The sequence below is a fragment of the Cystobacter fuscus genome (assembly GCF_002305875.1).
Taxonomy (GTDB): domain Bacteria; phylum Myxococcota; class Myxococcia; order Myxococcales; family Myxococcaceae; genus Cystobacter; species Cystobacter fuscus_A.
Window position 1 is genome coordinate 2,039,604 of the sequence record NZ_CP022098.1, and the last position, 15,676, is coordinate 2,055,279.

Annotated in this window: 13 protein-coding genes; 6 read left to right on the top strand and 7 right to left on the bottom strand. The window is 67.9% G+C overall.

The features are described 5' to 3' along the window. Positions 1 to 61 precede the first annotated feature (61 nt). Entirely contained in the window at positions 62 to 334 is a 273-nt protein-coding gene (locus CYFUS_RS08490; protein WP_095984767.1) for a helix-turn-helix domain-containing protein, read from the top strand. 178 nt (positions 335 to 512) lie between these two features. Beyond that, the gene (locus tag CYFUS_RS08495) at positions 513 to 959 is read left to right on the top strand and encodes a hypothetical protein (RefSeq protein ID WP_095984768.1); all 447 of its coding nucleotides are present in this window, start codon (positions 513 to 515) and stop codon (positions 957 to 959) included. Positions 960 to 1,012: 53 nt separating this feature from the next. Here CYFUS_RS08495 and CYFUS_RS08500 read toward each other — a convergent pair whose 3' ends face one another. Together CYFUS_RS08500 and CYFUS_RS08505 are read right to left on the bottom strand one after the other, a co-directional pair. Then, complete coding sequence (locus CYFUS_RS08500) at positions 1,013 to 1,384, bottom strand: hypothetical protein (protein ID WP_095984769.1); 372 nt, start codon at positions 1,382 to 1,384, stop codon at positions 1,013 to 1,015. A gap of 365 nt (positions 1,385 to 1,749) precedes the next feature. Further along, positions 1,750 to 2,265, bottom strand: a complete 516-nt coding sequence (locus CYFUS_RS08505) for an ImmA/IrrE family metallo-endopeptidase (RefSeq protein ID WP_095984770.1) — start codon at positions 2,263 to 2,265, stop codon at positions 1,750 to 1,752. A 508-nt stretch (positions 2,266 to 2,773) separates the two neighbouring features. On the opposite strand from CYFUS_RS08505, the gene CYFUS_RS53835 reads away from it, so the two are divergent. Continuing rightward, on the top strand, positions 2,774 to 2,896 hold the full coding sequence (locus CYFUS_RS53835) for a hypothetical protein (RefSeq protein WP_269770219.1): 123 nt from the start codon (positions 2,774 to 2,776) through the stop codon (positions 2,894 to 2,896). A gap of 1 nt (position 2,897) precedes the next feature. On the opposite strand, the gene CYFUS_RS08510 is transcribed toward CYFUS_RS53835, so the two are convergent. Together CYFUS_RS08510 and CYFUS_RS08515 are read right to left on the bottom strand one after the other, a co-directional pair. Beyond that, positions 2,898 to 4,145, bottom strand: coding sequence for a transposase (locus CYFUS_RS08510; RefSeq protein WP_095984771.1), 1,248 nt, complete (start codon positions 4,143 to 4,145; stop codon positions 2,898 to 2,900). Between the two features lie 683 nt (positions 4,146 to 4,828). Continuing rightward, positions 4,829 to 5,407: a hypothetical protein gene (locus CYFUS_RS08515; protein WP_157758327.1), complete on the bottom strand. Its 579-nt coding sequence runs from the start codon at positions 5,405 to 5,407 to the stop codon at positions 4,829 to 4,831. Positions 5,408 to 5,775: 368 nt separating this feature from the next. On the opposite strand from CYFUS_RS08515, the gene CYFUS_RS08520 reads away from it, so the two are divergent. Both CYFUS_RS08520 and CYFUS_RS08525 read left to right on the top strand, forming a co-directional pair. Continuing rightward, on the top strand, positions 5,776 to 6,960 hold the full coding sequence (locus tag CYFUS_RS08520; RefSeq protein ID WP_095984773.1) for a hypothetical protein: 1,185 nt from the start codon (positions 5,776 to 5,778) through the stop codon (positions 6,958 to 6,960). A gap of 9 nt (positions 6,961 to 6,969) precedes the next feature. Beyond that, complete coding sequence (locus CYFUS_RS08525) at positions 6,970 to 7,206, top strand: DUF7336 domain-containing protein (protein WP_095984774.1); 237 nt, start codon at positions 6,970 to 6,972, stop codon at positions 7,204 to 7,206. A 401-nt stretch (positions 7,207 to 7,607) separates the two neighbouring features. Here CYFUS_RS08525 and CYFUS_RS08530 read toward each other — a convergent pair whose 3' ends face one another. Both CYFUS_RS08530 and CYFUS_RS08535 read right to left on the bottom strand, forming a co-directional pair. Then, entirely contained in the window at positions 7,608 to 11,909 is a 4,302-nt protein-coding gene (locus tag CYFUS_RS08530; RefSeq protein ID WP_095984775.1) for a carbohydrate-binding protein, read from the bottom strand. 243 nt (positions 11,910 to 12,152) lie between these two features. Next, positions 12,153 to 13,730, bottom strand: coding sequence for a TIGR02996 domain-containing protein (locus CYFUS_RS08535; protein ID WP_095984776.1), 1,578 nt, complete (start codon positions 13,728 to 13,730; stop codon positions 12,153 to 12,155). Positions 13,731 to 14,032: 302 nt separating this feature from the next. Between CYFUS_RS08535 and CYFUS_RS08540 the strand changes: the two genes are divergently transcribed. Continuing rightward, positions 14,033 to 14,530, top strand: a complete 498-nt coding sequence (locus CYFUS_RS08540) for a transposase (protein WP_232537447.1) — start codon at positions 14,033 to 14,035, stop codon at positions 14,528 to 14,530. On the opposite strand, the gene CYFUS_RS08545 is transcribed toward CYFUS_RS08540, so the two are convergent. Beyond that, positions 14,458 to 15,588, bottom strand: coding sequence for a tyrosine-type recombinase/integrase (locus CYFUS_RS08545; RefSeq protein ID WP_095984777.1), 1,131 nt, complete (start codon positions 15,586 to 15,588; stop codon positions 14,458 to 14,460). The two genes, CYFUS_RS08540 and CYFUS_RS08545, sit on opposite strands and share 73 nt — an antisense overlap. Positions 15,589 to 15,676 lie beyond the last annotated feature (88 nt).

The window sequence follows — 15,676 nt, forward strand, 5'->3', positions numbered from 1 at the left end:
GCTACACGAAACTAGCTGCGTGGTCGGCTCCTTGTAGGCGCTCCTAGGGTCGCGCCGCAAGATGGCGCAGCCCCGCAGACGCCGGCCCGAGCGGGCCGAGCAGTATGAGAGTCCCACCTACCGCGACCTACAGTCGCGGCTGGCGGCGACCGTGCGGCGCCTGCGGGCAGAGAAGGGGTGGACGCAGGAGGAAGCTGCGCACCGCTGCGGCATGACGACGCGTCACCTCCAAGGAGTGGAGGGTGAGGACGTCAACGCCACCTTCACGACCCTGGCCCGCCTCTGCGAGGGCTTCGAGGTGGATGTGACGCAGCTCTTCGCGCCGCGCACCTGACTGCCGGGCGGCCGCAAGCTGCCGGCACACATCGCCCGGTGCGGGCCGGAAGGTCGCTGGCGCAAGTTGCCCGGCTTCAGCCGGGGGCCGACCGCAATGTGGCGCTGCCCGTGCGGCTGGTTATCCTCCCTCCGTGCGGGCTCTTGAGGGAGAGCCCGAGGAGCGACCAGGCGAGCTGATGACCACCAATACCACCTCTACCACCAACAACGTGCCGTCGACTCCGCCTCCGGAGAAGTGGTTCAAGTACTCCGTGCTGGGGGTGGTTAGCGTTCTGACCTTGGTCGCAGAGTGTGCGTACCTGAAAAAACCCTCGGAGTACTCCGAGTGTAAGACAATGTGCGGCGACAACAGGGTGGCCTTCTTCAGAGGGGGCGTGGCGAATGAGTACGAGGCACCGGTCCCTGCCCAGTGCCAGTGCTACATCAGCCAGGCCGCTCAGGATGGCGGAATCCCTCTCGAGGAGGGAGACCCCTCAGTGGCCCAGAGCGAGGCCCAGGGTGATGCGGGCGTGGAGGGGGTGATGCAGCAGGTGCGGCAGACAGCAGCCCGGGCGTGGGCCAAGGTGAAGCCCCAGGCGGATGCTGGGACACCAGCCTCCGCAGTGGGAGTGGAGACCCCGTAGTGTCGCCACTCCCAGGTTCACCGAATCGCCAAGCCGACTGAGCGCTTTCGCGACTACTTCTTCCCCGGGATGATCTTGTCGCTCAGCTTGTCGACGACCTCCGCCAACTTCGAGGTGATCTTCACCAGGTTGGTGGCGGGGTCCTTAAGACCCAACATCGTCTTTCGGAGCGATGCATCCCACCAGTTGGGCAGCACCATGCGCTCGGCTACGCGCATCACGGAGTAGATGAACAGCATGAACGCCGCAGAGATGCAGGCATGCACGAACAGCTTCGCGAGAGCGAAAATCTCTTGCTCTGGACGAAGAGGCGCCTGCAGCGCGTCGAGGGCCTTGAGCGACCAGACGAAGAAGCCCGTCGCAGCGGCAATGCTCCCAGCTCCAAGCAGGTAACCGATGAGCCGGCGTCGAGTGACGACGGCCAACTGGGCCTGCGTCTCATTCTCCTTATTGGGTGAAGACTTTTCGTAGCCCAGAAGTCCTTCTGCTTGGGCACGCCTTTGATCTGCCGGCAGCAGCGGCTCAGGTAGCGTAGGCGCGCCGGTGGACGTTGGGACCGCAGCGCCCGCCGCTGCTTGCAATCCCGTGGCGGTGGAGGTGGAAGCCGCTGGGAGCGAAGGGGGCGGAGGGGGCGGAGGGGACTGCAACGCAGCTTGCGTTGGTGCCGGCGCAGCGGGCGGCCCGTTGACCACCGGCGACATACCTCCGGTCTGAGGTAGCGGGGGCTGCCCGGCCGATGCTCCGCTGCCAAGCTGAGCCCCTTGATGCCGACGCTTGGACTTCTTCACCATCAATAGCCCGCCATGTTCTCAAGCCGGATTCTCATCGCGGCTTCAGACACCTCGAAGGCGCTGGCCAGTACGCTGACTCTTGGGCCGTACTCATCGACGTAGGCCTCAAGCATCCGAAACGGCATCAGCAAGCTGGCGGCGTAGTTGTTCGCCTCAACTTCCTTTCTGCTGCCTGCGAAGCTGACATCGCGGTAGGTCTCCTCCTCGGCGTTGTGGAGCATGAGGTGACCTATCTCGTGGGCAAGGGTGAACCGCCGCCGAACATAGGACTCGTCATTGGCGACCCAAATGTCCGCGCGGTTGGGGGGCGTTATCTTGACCGCTCCCGACCAACCGGCGTTCTGAACGTAGTTCAGATGCACCCCGAGCCACTCCACAATGTCCTCGATGGGAACCGGCGGTTGATGGATACCAAAGGCCTGAAGAAGCTGGCTTGCGGAGGCCCGTTTCTCCCGCATCACCCTCCACTGCGGCTTCCTCAAGGAAATCGTCTTGGCGGTGAGGTCAGATCGCATGGCTCTAGTGTACTGATCGCACTGACCAAATTTTCAGTGGCCGCAGTCTCCCGTCAGCGGCGATTTTTGAGCGGAAACTTGACACGCCCGCAGGCGACGCTCAAGCCCCTATGGGGTAGGCAAATGGGCGACAAGTGGACTTGTTGATAACAGGCTCCACCCATGATCCCAAATTATGGGACGCGTCCTACTCCTCACATTGTGTTCATCTGGCCCGTTCTCTTGAGTCGTCCCTATAGGTAACCGCGAGCTTTGCTCGATGCTTGGCCGGCCATAAAGGTGGAGTCCGAACGCGGGGTTGAGTGCGCTCAGTAGGCGGAATCTCGGCATTATCGCCAGTTGGACGACTTGGTCTCCGCATCCTCTTCTGACGCTTTTTCGGGGCGATGGTGAATGGACCACGCCGTCGTCCGGTTCACGGAACGCCCATTACCGCGGGGCCGCAGAGCCGCAGAGCCGAGAGCCTGGTGTCCTCAAGTTGGACGCAGGAGGAGGCCGCGCACCGCTGATGACGGCGCGTCACCACCACGGAGTGGAGGGTGAGGACGCCAACGCCACCTTCACGACCCTGGCCCGCCTCTGCGAGGGCTTCGACGTGGATGTGACCCAGCTCTTCCAGCCCCCGAGGTGATTCACGGGCCGCCATCCATGGTGGCCCGGAGAAGGCGCCCAATGCCCTCGAGCAGCCGGTAGAACATGTACTCCGGTACCGGCCCGAACGCCTTGAAGCTGGAGGCCACTCGCTCCACCTGCTTGCGTGGCCCGTGCACCAGCAGCGCGAGGAAGCCGTAGGCGAGGTGGGTGAGCTGCACCATCCGCTTCAGCCCCGTCCACGTGAGGGCGCGCACGTCCTCCAAGTCGAAGCCCTGCTTCGTGAAGCGGTTGGCCTCCTCAATTCCCCACCGCTCCAGATAGATGTCCACCACCCGGCCGGCGTCCGCCTTCGTCTGCACGTCCTCGGTGGTGAGAATGACGAGCGGCTTCATCCCCAGGCCGCGGGCGACGACGAGGGAGTAGCGCGTCTCGCCCTGCTTCTTCTCCGCGGGGCGACCTCCTGGCGTGTACTCGGGCAGGTGCACGTCGCGGACGAAGCCGAGCTGGAGTTCCTTCTGCCTCCAGCCCATGCCCTCGCGGCGACGGAACTTGATGCGGTGGGCGTGGGGCTGGGGCAGTAGCTCCACCAGCTCGCTCACCTTCATCTTCCCCTCGGGGGAGTGGAGGAAGCGGTCATTGCTGAGCTTGAGTCGTACCGCGTAGCGGATGCCGAGCTCGTCGAGGCGCTTGAAGAAGATGTGCCCGTCGAAGCCCGAGTCGAAGACCCAGAAGGCGTCTTTCGGTACATGCGGGCGCACGGTGGTGACTGCGTCGATGGTGGTGGCGTTCTGACTCTTGAAGCCCGGTGCGGCCTGCGAGAAGAGCCGGGACAGAAGCGGCAACCGCCTCCCGCGCACGCCCACGGCCTCCACGGAGACAACCTGGTACCCGTTGACGATCTCGTCTCTGGAGCCGTCATGGACCTTGTAGAGGTGCGGCATTTTTCGGGCGCGCGGCTTGGCGATGTCGGTGAGATCCACCGCGATGACGGGGCGCGGGTAGCGCTCGTCCCGGAGGATGGGCGCGACGAGCTGCAGGTAGTCCTGCTCCACCGCCACGTCGTCGTAGCGCTCGTTGGCCAAGTTGCGCGAGAGGCGCTTCTCCGTGTGGATGAGGCGGCTCGGCTCATTGAGGGCCCGGCCGATTTGAGAGAGGAGGACGCTCCGCTTCTCCACCAGTCCGAAGAGGGCCTCGCGCAGAAAGCGGCGGCACGGCCTGTACAGCCGTCCACCCACTTTCTCCACGTAGGCGTCGAAACGCTCGGGAATGGACTTCTCTCGAGGCACACCTCTCCCGGCGCTGGACACGGGCGCCGGTGGTGCCTACGTTGCTCTCGTCCCGGACGGACAGGAGCGTGGCCCACCAGCCTCGTTCCAGCAGTGAAAGGGGGAGGGCTGTTGGCGCAGCTCTCCTCCCAAGATGAGGGCCGGACCTTGGCGGGTCCGGCCCCTTTTTTTCGCGTCTCCTCTTTCTTTGCCCTCCTCGCCACCAACCTACGCAGTTGGGCGGCGCAAGCAGTCCGCGAAGATGGTGGGCGGCCGTGCGAGTCGTCAACAGTGAGCCCTCCCAGATTCAGGGAGCAGATGTCGCATTCGCGATAGCGCACGGCCAAATGTTGCTAAAGTATACATGCCAGTCTTTAGCTCCACCGTTATTGTCATTGAGGTGTGGTTTGATTGTACACATGCAATAACTCCACCGTTGTTGATATGCAATTGGCTGGCCTCCAGGCGATTAGCTCTACTGGCCGTCCAGGTGGGGCCACCCATTGTCTATGTGGCACCGGCTCGCACCAATACAATAACTCCACCGTTATGAGAGTGATTGGCCTGCACGATGCGAAAAAGCCTCCACCAGGAGAGGCCGGGCCAGCTCCTGGGGGAGGCTCCATCGGTTCCGCTCTACTTCCCCTACCTCATGACCACGGAGTCCGTCCCGCGGCCTGTGCTGCCTGCACGCTGACGAGCCACTACGCCTTCAGCCACAACTCCTCGGCACTTTGCGTCCCAGAGGGAGCGGCCTCTTGTGCAGCGAGAGCCTGTTGAAGGTCTCGCAGCTTCCTGACGTCCTGGATGTACGCAGAAAGTTCTGCGGTTGGGAACTTTGGCCAGCGCAGGAGCGTACGAGTGAAGGCGTAGCCGTATAAATCGAAGATTTTCTTCAGGCGCTGCACGGCCGGCGTTCCGAGCTCATCCACGAAACGTTTCGGGGGCTGTGGGTCCATTTCGGATGACCCGGGGACGCTGCTCGCAAAGACAGCAATGTCGTTATTGTTTCGGTGAGGCCAGAAATCTGGCCACGCCAAGATTCCTTTGGCATCGCGCTCCATGTCAGCCGTAATAATGGCGACATCCTTCTTGAGCCCCACAAGCCGCCCATGTTCATGAAGCACACGTGTACGCGCTGGATCCCCGTTTACAACGACGTCATGAGCCGTGTGCTCGCATGCCCTTCGGAACGCCCTGGTGACGTCAATCGCCAGTATTTCCGAGGCGGAATTGAGCCGCATGCGTATCCGCGTGATCTCAGCCTCCAGATTCGAATTCATGAAGGTCGGCGTAGCACGGCCTGCTGACCAACAGCGGTTTCGGGGACACCCTTTCGGGACCCTCGATGCACCCATGCTGCCGTCTATGCCTTGTGGAACTCCGTCAGGGCGCGCTGCCAGCTACCAGCAGAGCACAGGCAAGGGCCCCGAGACTGGCACGTCAGGTACGTGATAAAACTTGAGGTGGCAGGTCGCGTTACCCGCCACCTTCGGTCCATTTTTGGACCCTCAAACCGTTCCTCCCTGCACAGAGGGTCGGCGAAAAAAATGGGTAAGGTCGATGCTCAAGTTCTTTGACACCCTCTCGGGGGCGTCAAGTCCTGTCCGATCCTGTAGGCTGGAACCCTCCTCGATCTGGAGGGTGCCCCATGGCAACTCGCCTGACCTCTGCGGTCCTGCTCTTGGCCCTGCTCAGTGCGTGCGCCACCCAGCGTGTGGTCCGCCTCGACACGGGGCAGGGGGAACCCCTGGAGTACAAGCCGCCCACCTTGCCTCAGTCCGTGAAGGTGGACGCGGAAGCGTTCGAGGAAGCGTTGACGCATATGGTGCTGAATGCGCCCCTCACTCTCCGCCCACCCCAGCACGGTGGTCTGGTGCTCGCCTCCTACCCAGGCAACGACGAGGCCCCTCGCTGGCAGCGCCTCATGAGTAAGCGCTACGGCGGCCTCTGCGAGCCGGGCCAGCGGACGGAAACCTGCCTCGCCCCGCTCGACGACGTGATGGGCCTGAGTGAGTGGGACAAACTGGGCGTGGCCCTGGGCCTGCCGATTGATCCCCTTAAGGAGAGCATTGCCAGGGCGGTGGAGAAGACGCTGGCCCCTCAGCTCTTCTACACCGTCATTGCGACGGGGCTGGTCACCTGGGCCGTCCTGGCGGTCAACCCCGAGCCCGTGTTCACCAAGGCGGCGGCAATCGTTTCGGCGCTGCTGTTGATCTACCTGGGAGTGGAGACGTTCCTGGAGGTGGTGGACGCGAGCCGGGAATTGAAATGGGCCAGCGACCGGGCCATGACCTGGGAGGAGTTGGAGCACGCCAGCAAGCGCTTCGCCGACCGGGTGGGGCCGGAGGTGGCCCGCGTCTTTGTCCTCGCGGTGACGGTGGTGATGAGCCACGGCATGACCGGGGGCTCGGCATGGCTGGCCTCAAGACTGCCGATGCTGCCCAACGTCGCGGAGGCGGCGGCACTAGGGGCCGAACCACTGCGCCTCACACTTTCGGAGATAGGACAGGTGCGCACGGTGGCGGTTTCCGCCGAGGGCACTATCACCATTCTCCTGGCTCCCACGGCGGTGGCCATGACGGGCAAGGGGCCCGGTGGTGGCTCGAAGCAAGAGCAATACAAGACGCCCAAGTCTGGCGTCAGCGGGAAAGAGGGCGCCAAGGATGTGCCAAGCTGGGCGAAAGGTGAACGGCCCAAGGTTGATGAGAGTGGCAAGGACTTCGCCAAGAGGTTGTTGGACAAGAAGTATGGGGAAGGGAGCTACGACAAGGGTCCTGGGAGTGAATTCAACAAGATACAAAAATGGGGAGACCGCGCATTCGAGAACCCATGAGGGCGTCCCATGACACACGTGTATGTCCTTCAGCATGTGCATGCAGCTCCAAACGGAGAGGAGGATATCAAGCTCATTGGCGTGTACGTGACCGAGGCAGATGCCCAGGCGGCTGTTTCCCGTCTGCGCCAACAGCCAGGCTTCCGGGAGCACCCGGAGGGGTTTCACATTTCTCGGTACGAACTCAACAAGGACCACTGGACCGAGGGGTTCATTGGATGGGATGACGCCCTTGATGAATCATGAATCCATGGGAGTCGAAGCTCTCGTCCGAGCGATAGCATTCAGGTCTTCCGGATGGTTGGAGGTAGGCGATGGGTTGGGGCCGTCACGCTGCCCCACAAGCCCAATTGAGTCCAAATCTGGTCCGACAAGAACCGATTGGGTCCCCTGATGCGGTGACCGGTTATACTCGGGTTGTCGTGGCGTCCGGCATGCGCGCATGTGCCGGACGCAGCACGGACGTGGCCACGCCGCTCAGGCCCACCAGGTTGGGGAACACCGGGGAAGGTGTCAAACTCGACTTCCGCCATTTCGAGGAGGGCGAGCGAGGGAGCGCGGGAGGCGTAGGGAAGGGACGGCCACCGGACTGGGTTGGCGTAGGGGCAGGCCGCGGGGGAGCGGTCCCCGCGGCCCGCCCGTCCTGCTCAGGACGCCGAGCGCGGCTGCACGGTGAGGCTGTCGATGTTGACGTGGCCGCTGTCCTCGGGCCCGTACGCGTACGACACCGTGGTCACTCCCGCGGGCAGCGCCACCCGCACCGTCTGCAGGCCCCAGGTGTCCCAGCCGCCGGTGGACGGCAGCGTGACCTGCTGTGCCGGCGCCGCGCCCACGGTGAGGGTCAGTGCCTTGTCCGACCCCGTCCCGTTGGCGTAGCGCAGAGAGAGCTCGTACGTGCCCGCCTGGGCGGCCTCGACCTGGAACCCGACGGCGGCGCCCTTCCGGTCGAAGCACGCGGCGAAGGAGCTGCCGGTGTAGCCCCCGTGGTCGGTGGCCGTGCACGCCCCGCCGCCGAGCACGGCGTCCTCGGCCTCCAGGGTCCGGTCCAGCAGCGGCTCGACCAGCGCGAGCAGGACCGAGCGGGCGTGCGTGCTGACATTGCTCGGCTTCGCCGCCGCCAGCACGCCGCGCACGGACCAGAGCGCCGCGCGGACCTGCGCGGAGTCCCCTGCCTGCTGGGCTGCCGTGGCCGAGGCCAGCTGCGCCTGCAGGTCGCGGGCCGTGGCCGAGGCCACCTCCCCGCCGCGGGTCAGGGCGGCGAGCTCGTGCACGACCGCGTCCAGCCCGGCCGGCGAGTGCAGCCACTGGAAGAGCAGGTCCTCCAACTGCGCCTGGGCGGTCCCGTCGAGCTCGCTCTCCGGCGCGGTGTCGACCGCGGTCCGCACGGCCCGCAGGCGCTGCAGCGTCGTCGCGGCATCGCCTGCTGCGTCGGCGGTCCTCGCCGCAGCGAGCAGCTCGTGCAGGCTCCGGGCGGTGCCCGCAGCCACATGCCCGGAGGCGGCCAGCCGGTCGACGGCGGCGTCGATGCGTGCCAGCGCCACCCGGGGCTGCACGGGTGCCGAGGCGACCGAGGCAGCCCCGTCGCCGAGGCGGTTGTGGGCGGTGACGACGAACGTGTAGGCGACGCCGTTCACCAGCCCGGGCACCACCGCCGACGTCGACGCGTCCCTCGTGGTCACCGACGCCGCCGCCGAGCCACCGACGTACGCGGTGACGGTGGAGTGGTCGACCGGCTCGGCGCCGTCCCACCGCGGTGCGGTCCACGAGACCGTCGCCTGCCCGTCACCGGGGACGCCGGTCACACCGGTCGGTGCGTCGGGCACTGAGGTGTCGTTGACCTCGAGGCTCGCGACCTCGGGCGTGACGCCGGACGCCGCCGTGTAGCGGACGTAGCGCGCGGTCGTGGGTGCCGTGACGACGCTGCTGGTGGCGTCGTCGGCGGTGCCCACCGTGCCCAGGGGCGTCCACGTGCTGCCGTCGGCGGAGACAGCGAGGTCGTACGCGGTGGTTCGCCCCGTGGCCGAGACCACGCGCACCCGGCGGACCGTCCTCGCGCTGCCGAGGTCGACGGTCAGCGACGCCCCGGCGGTCATCGGTCGCCACTGCGTGGTCACGCTGCCGTCGACCGCTGCCACCGCGGGGAAGCTGGCGTCGGCGGAGCTCGCGGACACCACGGCGCAGCGGGCGGTGTCGAAGGTGGGCTCGAGGTCCGGCCGGCGGGTCGGGACCGTCAGCGAGCCGCCCGTCTGGACGGTGCGCGCCGCGGCACCGGCGATGGCGACGGGCAGCGGAGCCCCCGATACCAGCGTGACGGTGGTCGTCCTCGGCCCGACGCTCACGTCGAACCGGCGTCCCTGCCAGGCGAGCCCGGTCAGCTCGAGCCCCGGCAGCTGCGGCGGCAGCATCGGGTCCAGCCGCAGGGCGTCGGCATCCCAGCGCAGGCCGGGGAACCCGTACAGCAACTCCTGCAGGAACCCGCCCGCGCCCGTGGTGAAGGTGAAGGCGCCCCCGCCGCGGGTCTCGCTGAACTGGTCGAACGGTGCCCGCATGAACGGGTCCACGCTGCGCTCGAGGAACGTGTACGAGGCGCAGCCCGGCGTCCCCAGCTCGGCGGTGTCGATCGCGTGGATCGCGTCCGTCATCGACGGACCGCCGAGGTCGCTGCGCCCCACGTAGTAGTCGAGGTTGGCCTGCGCGACCGACTTCGGCATCGGGTAGCCCCAGGGGTACTGCAGCATGACCACGTCGGCCTGCTTGATGGTCTGCCCGCGGTAGCCGTCGTACTCCGGGTGGATGCCGAGCGCGGAGTCGAAGGGCACGACGATGCCGTCGGCGACGGTGGACCAGCGCGCGTCGGGCGTCCGGCCCAGGGTCTTCGCGGCGGCGGTCGCGATGCGCAGCGTGGAGGCGGCCGCGACGTTGGTGTAGACGTTGTCGTTGACGCGCACCGCGTACTCGTCCGGCGCGATCACGTCGTCGATGTGGTAGCTGCCGTCGTCGGCGCGGGTGGCGCGGCTGGCCCAGAAGTCCGCGGCGGCCTCGAGGACCGGCCAGGCCTTGTCGGCGAGCCACTGCTCGTCGCCGGTCGCCTGGTAGTACTGCCACTGGGCCAGGGCGACGTCGGCCGTCACGTGGATCTCGTACTTGCCGGTGTCGGCCCACGTCGGCGTCTGCTCGTCACCGGTCGAGGCGCTCTCCCACGGGAAGCGCGCGCCCTGCCAGCCGCCTGCCGCCGCGTACGCCTCGGCCCCCGGCAGCAGCCGCTGCCGGTACGCGGTGGCACCCTCCGCGAGGTCCGGGTGCTGGGCGAGCAGCGCGGGGTACATCCAGGTCTCCATGTCCCAGAACACGTGGCCGGAGTAGCCGTCGGAGGACAGGCCTCCCGGCGAGGTGCTCCAGTCGACGCCGGACCGGACGCTCTCGAGCAGGTAGAACATGCTGGCGCGGGCCTGCAGCGTCAGGGCGTCGTCGCCGGGGACGCGGATGTCGGAGGCCCAGAGGTCGGCCCACGCCGCCTCGTGGCCGCGCAGCAGCGAGTCCCAGCCGGCGGTGGCGGCGTCGCCGGACGCCTGGGCCGCGGCCGCCACGGGCGCCAGCCCGTCGACGCGGTCGGTGTCGACGCTGGTCGCGATCCCCACGTACTTCGTGACGGTGTACGTGCTCCCGTCGCGCACCTCGAAGCGGGCCCGCTGCGCGGCGCTCGAGCTCGCGAGCCCGTCGACGAGCGCGGTCGGGGTGACCGCATCCCCGACGCTGAGGGTGGACACGAGGCCTGCCACCGCTCCGGTGCCCTCGGCCGTCACGGTCTCCCGCAGCTGGCCGCGGGCGGGGTCGAGCCCCGTCCCGGAGACCGCCGCCGCGTGGACCGCCCGCCCGTCGAAGGCGTCGGTGACGCTCGCGGTCCCGCTCCAGTGCGGCCGCACGGTGAGGCGCACGGCTCCCACGTGCGCCCGCGCCCGGTCGGCGACGACGTCGTAGCGCAGATCGGTGGCGCGGCCGGCGGGGGAGGTCCAGGTCAGCGAGGTCGTGAGGACGCCGCGCCGCAGGTCCAGGGTCTGCCGGTAGTCGCTGATCGTGCCGCTGCCAGGGGCAGGAGCAGGTGTGCCGTCGGTGGTGAGGGCGAGGGAGTCGACGTTGACCATGCACCCGTCGCCGGCCTCGCAGGACAGCGCGACGGTGTCGGTCCCCGCGCTCAGCGGGACCTGCACGGTCGCGGTGGACCAGCTGTCCCAGCCGTCGGTCGGCGGCAGCGCCACCGTGCCCTGCTTCGTGCCGCCCACCCACACGCTGAGGCTGCGCGTACGCACCCCGTCCCCGCCGTCGCTGTTGGCGTAGCGCACCCACAGGGTCGAGGTTCCGGTCGTCGGCACGTCGGTGACCTGCAGCGTCATGCGCGCGCCGACGACCGGGTGGCCCTGGTCGCCGTAGCCGGCGACGAACGCGCCGCCCGAGGCGCCGGAGTGGTCGGTCGCGCGGGTCGCGCCGCTCGCGAGCTCCCCGCTCTCGGCCTCGCAGACCAGGCCGTAGCGGCACAGGGCCGCGTCCGGGCCGCCGCCGTAGCTGCCGCTGCCGTCGGAGAAGCCGAGCGAGGTCCACATGGGCAGGCTGGCCCGGATCTCGACGTCGCCCCGCGGGTGGGCGTAGAACCCGGCCACCTGCGCCTGGGTGGGGACCGGCGCGCTGGACCAGCCGGCACCCTCGGCCGGTACGCGCGCCGCGAGGTAGCCGTTGCCGACGAACGTGGGGGAGTAGTCGCGGGTCGGGTCCGTGGTGCTCAGGGTCCACGCCGAGCCGGTCGGGCCGGTCGGGTCCGCGGCGTCAGCCGCGTCCGCGGGCCGGCATGCGGCGAGGGGGGCGACGAGGGCCGCGACGCCCACGGCGACGAGGAGCCTGCGGGCGCCGGCTCGGGAGCGTCGCGGTGCCGTGGGGCGTGGCGGTTCGAAGCGCATCGGTCGGCCTCCTGAGCCGTCGTGGGTCAAGGTCGCGGGAGTCGTGGGGGGGGCGGGCCTACACCGCCGCCCTTGCGGACGCGGGTGCAGGGGCTGTGCAGGCCCCGACCAGAGCACCCCGGCCTGCGGTTGGCAACGTTGTCAGGCAGCGGAGGAGCCTGTCGGGCAGGGGGCCCGCGCCGGCCGGTCGCCTCGGTTCCAGCCCTCCCCCTCAACAGGTCCCCCCTCCCGCTTATACGCAGCTCAGGTCTCCAGCGTGGCCCCGAGCTCGCGCGCCCGCGCCTCGACGGCGGTCCGGACGTCCGTGCGCAGTTGATGGGCGACGACGAGGCTCGCGGGCTTCAGCTTCACAATCTCATCCAGGCCGCGCAGTACATCGGCCTGCACGAGCGCCTCGTGGGGTTCGTTCATCGCGGTGGTGAAGACGCGGACGGAGAGTTGTCCCGAGGCGTCCCGGACGAACTGGTAGCCGCTGCTCCAGTCCTTGGTGCTGTAGCGGACCATGCGGAAGGTGAGGTCGGGGACGTTCAGCCTCGGCACGAGTGCAAGCCATTGCAGCGCGGCCTCGGCGATGGACGGGTCATGACCTGGAAGGTCCAGCCGCACCTGGAGCCGTTCCAGGCGCGCGACGAGAGGCGACAGGAGGAAGTCGCGCGCCTGTCGCGGGAAGAGCTGGACGTCGAGCTCGCGGAGCCGCGGGAAGGCCTCCTGCGTTTGGGCGAGCGCGAGCCAGTCCTCGGAGTGACTGTCATCGACGAGCGCCTCCAGCTTCGGCATCCGGGCCAGCCTCTTGATGCCGACGCTGCTGTGCGCGAGGGAGCGCAGTGAGCGCATCACCTCGTGCGGGGTGATGCTGGAGTCGCCCTTGCCCTCGAGGTGCTCGACGGTGGCCCACAGCGGGTGGCCGGCGGTCTTCTCGATGGCGCTCGCGAGCGCACCTGAGTTGCCCTGCTTCAGCGCCGCGCGGGAGAGGAAGCCGCGCGAGAAGGCGCAGTCGGGCTTCAGCACCTCGTCGAGCGGGCCGAGCAGTTCCTTGCGCGCCGACTTGATGAGCTGCCGCTCGCGCTTCGCCTCCGCGGGGGTGAGCGTGCGGCGGGTCGCTTCGAGCTGGAGGGCGATGAGCTCCCCGCGAGGATGTCCGGCCTCCTGCAGGACGTCCGCGAGCACGGCGCGCGCCTCGTCGTCCTCCGGCTTCGCGAGCACCTGTGCGAGCAGCGCCTCGGCATCTGCCGAGCGGCGGGGCTTCGCGGCCTCGGTCTCCGAGCGGAGCGCGGCGTCGATTCCCGGCAGGGCCTCGCGGAGGTCGGCAGAGAGCTCCGCGTCCGTCACGGCGCTCAGTTGGAACTGGAGGCTGTCGAGGTGACGGCCGAGGAACTCTTCATGAAGAATCGAGCGGTCGAAGCCCGTGCGAGCCTTGGCGAGCGTCTCCGCGGCCCGTGCATCCCGGACGCGGCGCGCCAGTGGCAGCAGCCGTGTCCAGAAGGGACGTGCGCCGGTGCTCGTGAAGGGCGGGTCCGCGTACCGGTCCGCCACCCAGCGGTCGATACGCGGGTCCTCCGGCCAGGCCTCCATCGCTTCGAGCCGCGCGCGTGCCTTGACGGAGCCCTTGTCGAGGAGGGTGTCGAGCAGCGCCGACAGCACCGTGGGGTCCGGCTTCGTCGCGACGGTGTCCCAGGTCCCGGCGCCGAGCTTCGCGCCCACGGCGGCGATGCGGTCCGCCAGCTCGCGGTGCGGCGCGGCCCGCCAGGCGTCGAGGAGCTGCGCGAGCACGGTGCGCCAGTCACCGTTGGCCGCGGCCTGCGTGAGGGACTGCTTCAGCATGGGTTCCTTCCCGATGAACGGACTTCAGTCGTCATCATGACGCCCATGCCCCGTCCACCGCTGAGGTGTCCACCGCCCGCTGAGGTGTCAAAGGATTCGAAACCGGGACTCGAGTGGGGAATGAGACTCGGCTTGGACGGGGCAAACGACGGCCTTCCAAGTCATTCCGAGGTCTTGAGGGCTGGCCTGCGGAGTGCATTCAGTCTCGCGGAGCAAACGCGGGGGAGGGGATGGGTTGGCCGCTGAGGATGTTCCAGGAGGAAGGCTACTATTTCGTCACGTCCAGGTGTTTCCAGGGGCGAATGCTGCTGCGCCCCAGCCTGGAGGTGAACGAGGTGGTGGGAGGCGTGTTGGCCAAAGCGGTGCAACATAGTGCGGGCGGCGTGCGGCTACACGCATTCACCTTCGCCTCCAATCACTTCCACCTGCTGGTGTGGGCTCGTGGTGCGTCCCTCGCCTCCTTCATGCAGTACCTGCGCGCCAATCTCTCCAAGAAGGTGGGGCGGTTGGTGGACTGGAGTGGAGGCTTCTGGGAGAGGCGGTACTCGGCGGAGCCGGTGCTGGACGACACGGCGCTGGTGGGCCGGTTGCGCTACGTGCTCGCCCATGGAGTGAAGGAAGGATTGGTGGAGAAGTGCGCCCAGTGGCCGGGCCTCACGTGCCTGCCGCAGTTGCTGGGAGCGGCGCGGCGGCTCTTCCATTGGTTCAACTGGACGAACGGAACATCTCACCGCCTCCTGGCCACTCGGGCCGTCTGCACTGAACTGTCACTTCCTGTGGTCCCACTTTTCGCGTGTTGAACCACCGGAACTTCCACGTCTCCCGGCGCCGCCACAACGGGCGGGTGCGCCGCCCAATACTGGCGCTGCATGTCCTCTGGCACCACGCGGGCCCGGAAGTTGTCCATGTACCCTTGCGTGTGGCGGATGTTGGTGTGCCCCAGGTACACCGCCACGTCCTCTACCCGCGTGCCCACGCCCGTGAAGTCCTTGACGCGCGTGTGGCGGAAGACGTGCCACGCATCTCCACCATGGTCTCCGCGCTCGCGCTCGCGCAGCACGCCCGGCACGGCCGCCCGGAGCCGCTCCAACAACTCTGTCAACTGCGCCTCCGAGTAGGGGAAGACGAAGCGCCGCGACGCTTGCCCGCGGGCGTCCTTGAGGCCGCGCAGGCGTTGGGTGAGCACGCGCTTGAGCAGCTCCGCGAGTGGCCGTGGCACCATCAGCGTGCGCCGTGACTTCGCCGTCTTGAGCGGACCCGGCTTGATGTAGTCCGGCTGGCGCTGTTGCTCGACGGCGAGCGTCGCCTTGTCCAAGTCCGCCAGGGACAGGTGTCTGGGCTCCAAGCCGAGCACCTCTCCGCGCCGCAGGCCAAGGTAGCGAAGCACACACAGCCACGCCCGCTCCCGGTCGTCCCGGCAGGCCGCGAGGAAGCGCGGAAAGGTGGTGTCCGCGTCCTCCAACGAGCGCGGCGCCTGATTCTCCTCCGGGAAGGCCCGCACTCGTGCGAAGGGTTGTGGACACCAGCGGTGGTCCGCGTAGCGCCGGTACACGTGTTTGAGCACCTTCAGCGCCTTGTTGGCCGAGCTGGCCATGAGTTCGCCGCGCTCCATGCGGCCGTGCAGCCAGTCCACAAGGTGCCGTCCGTCCGGGTGCGTGGGCAGCGCGGCAACAGCCTGACGCAACACCGAGCGCTGGCTGTCGCCCGTGCGCTTCGCCAGGTGCGGCAGCACCGTGCGCTCGTACCATCCCGTCACCTGTCCGAGCGTGGGATTGTTGTCGAGAGGTAGCTCTTCCTGCCCAGCGGCTCGTTTTCGACCCGCCGGTGACTTCGACTTCGGGTTCCTCTTGGCGCCCATGGGGCCCCCAAAAGCGGAGGGCCCGCTTGAACGCGGTTGCAGCCGCGCTCAAGGGGCCCTCCTGGACACCGGACGGACTGGCATCCGT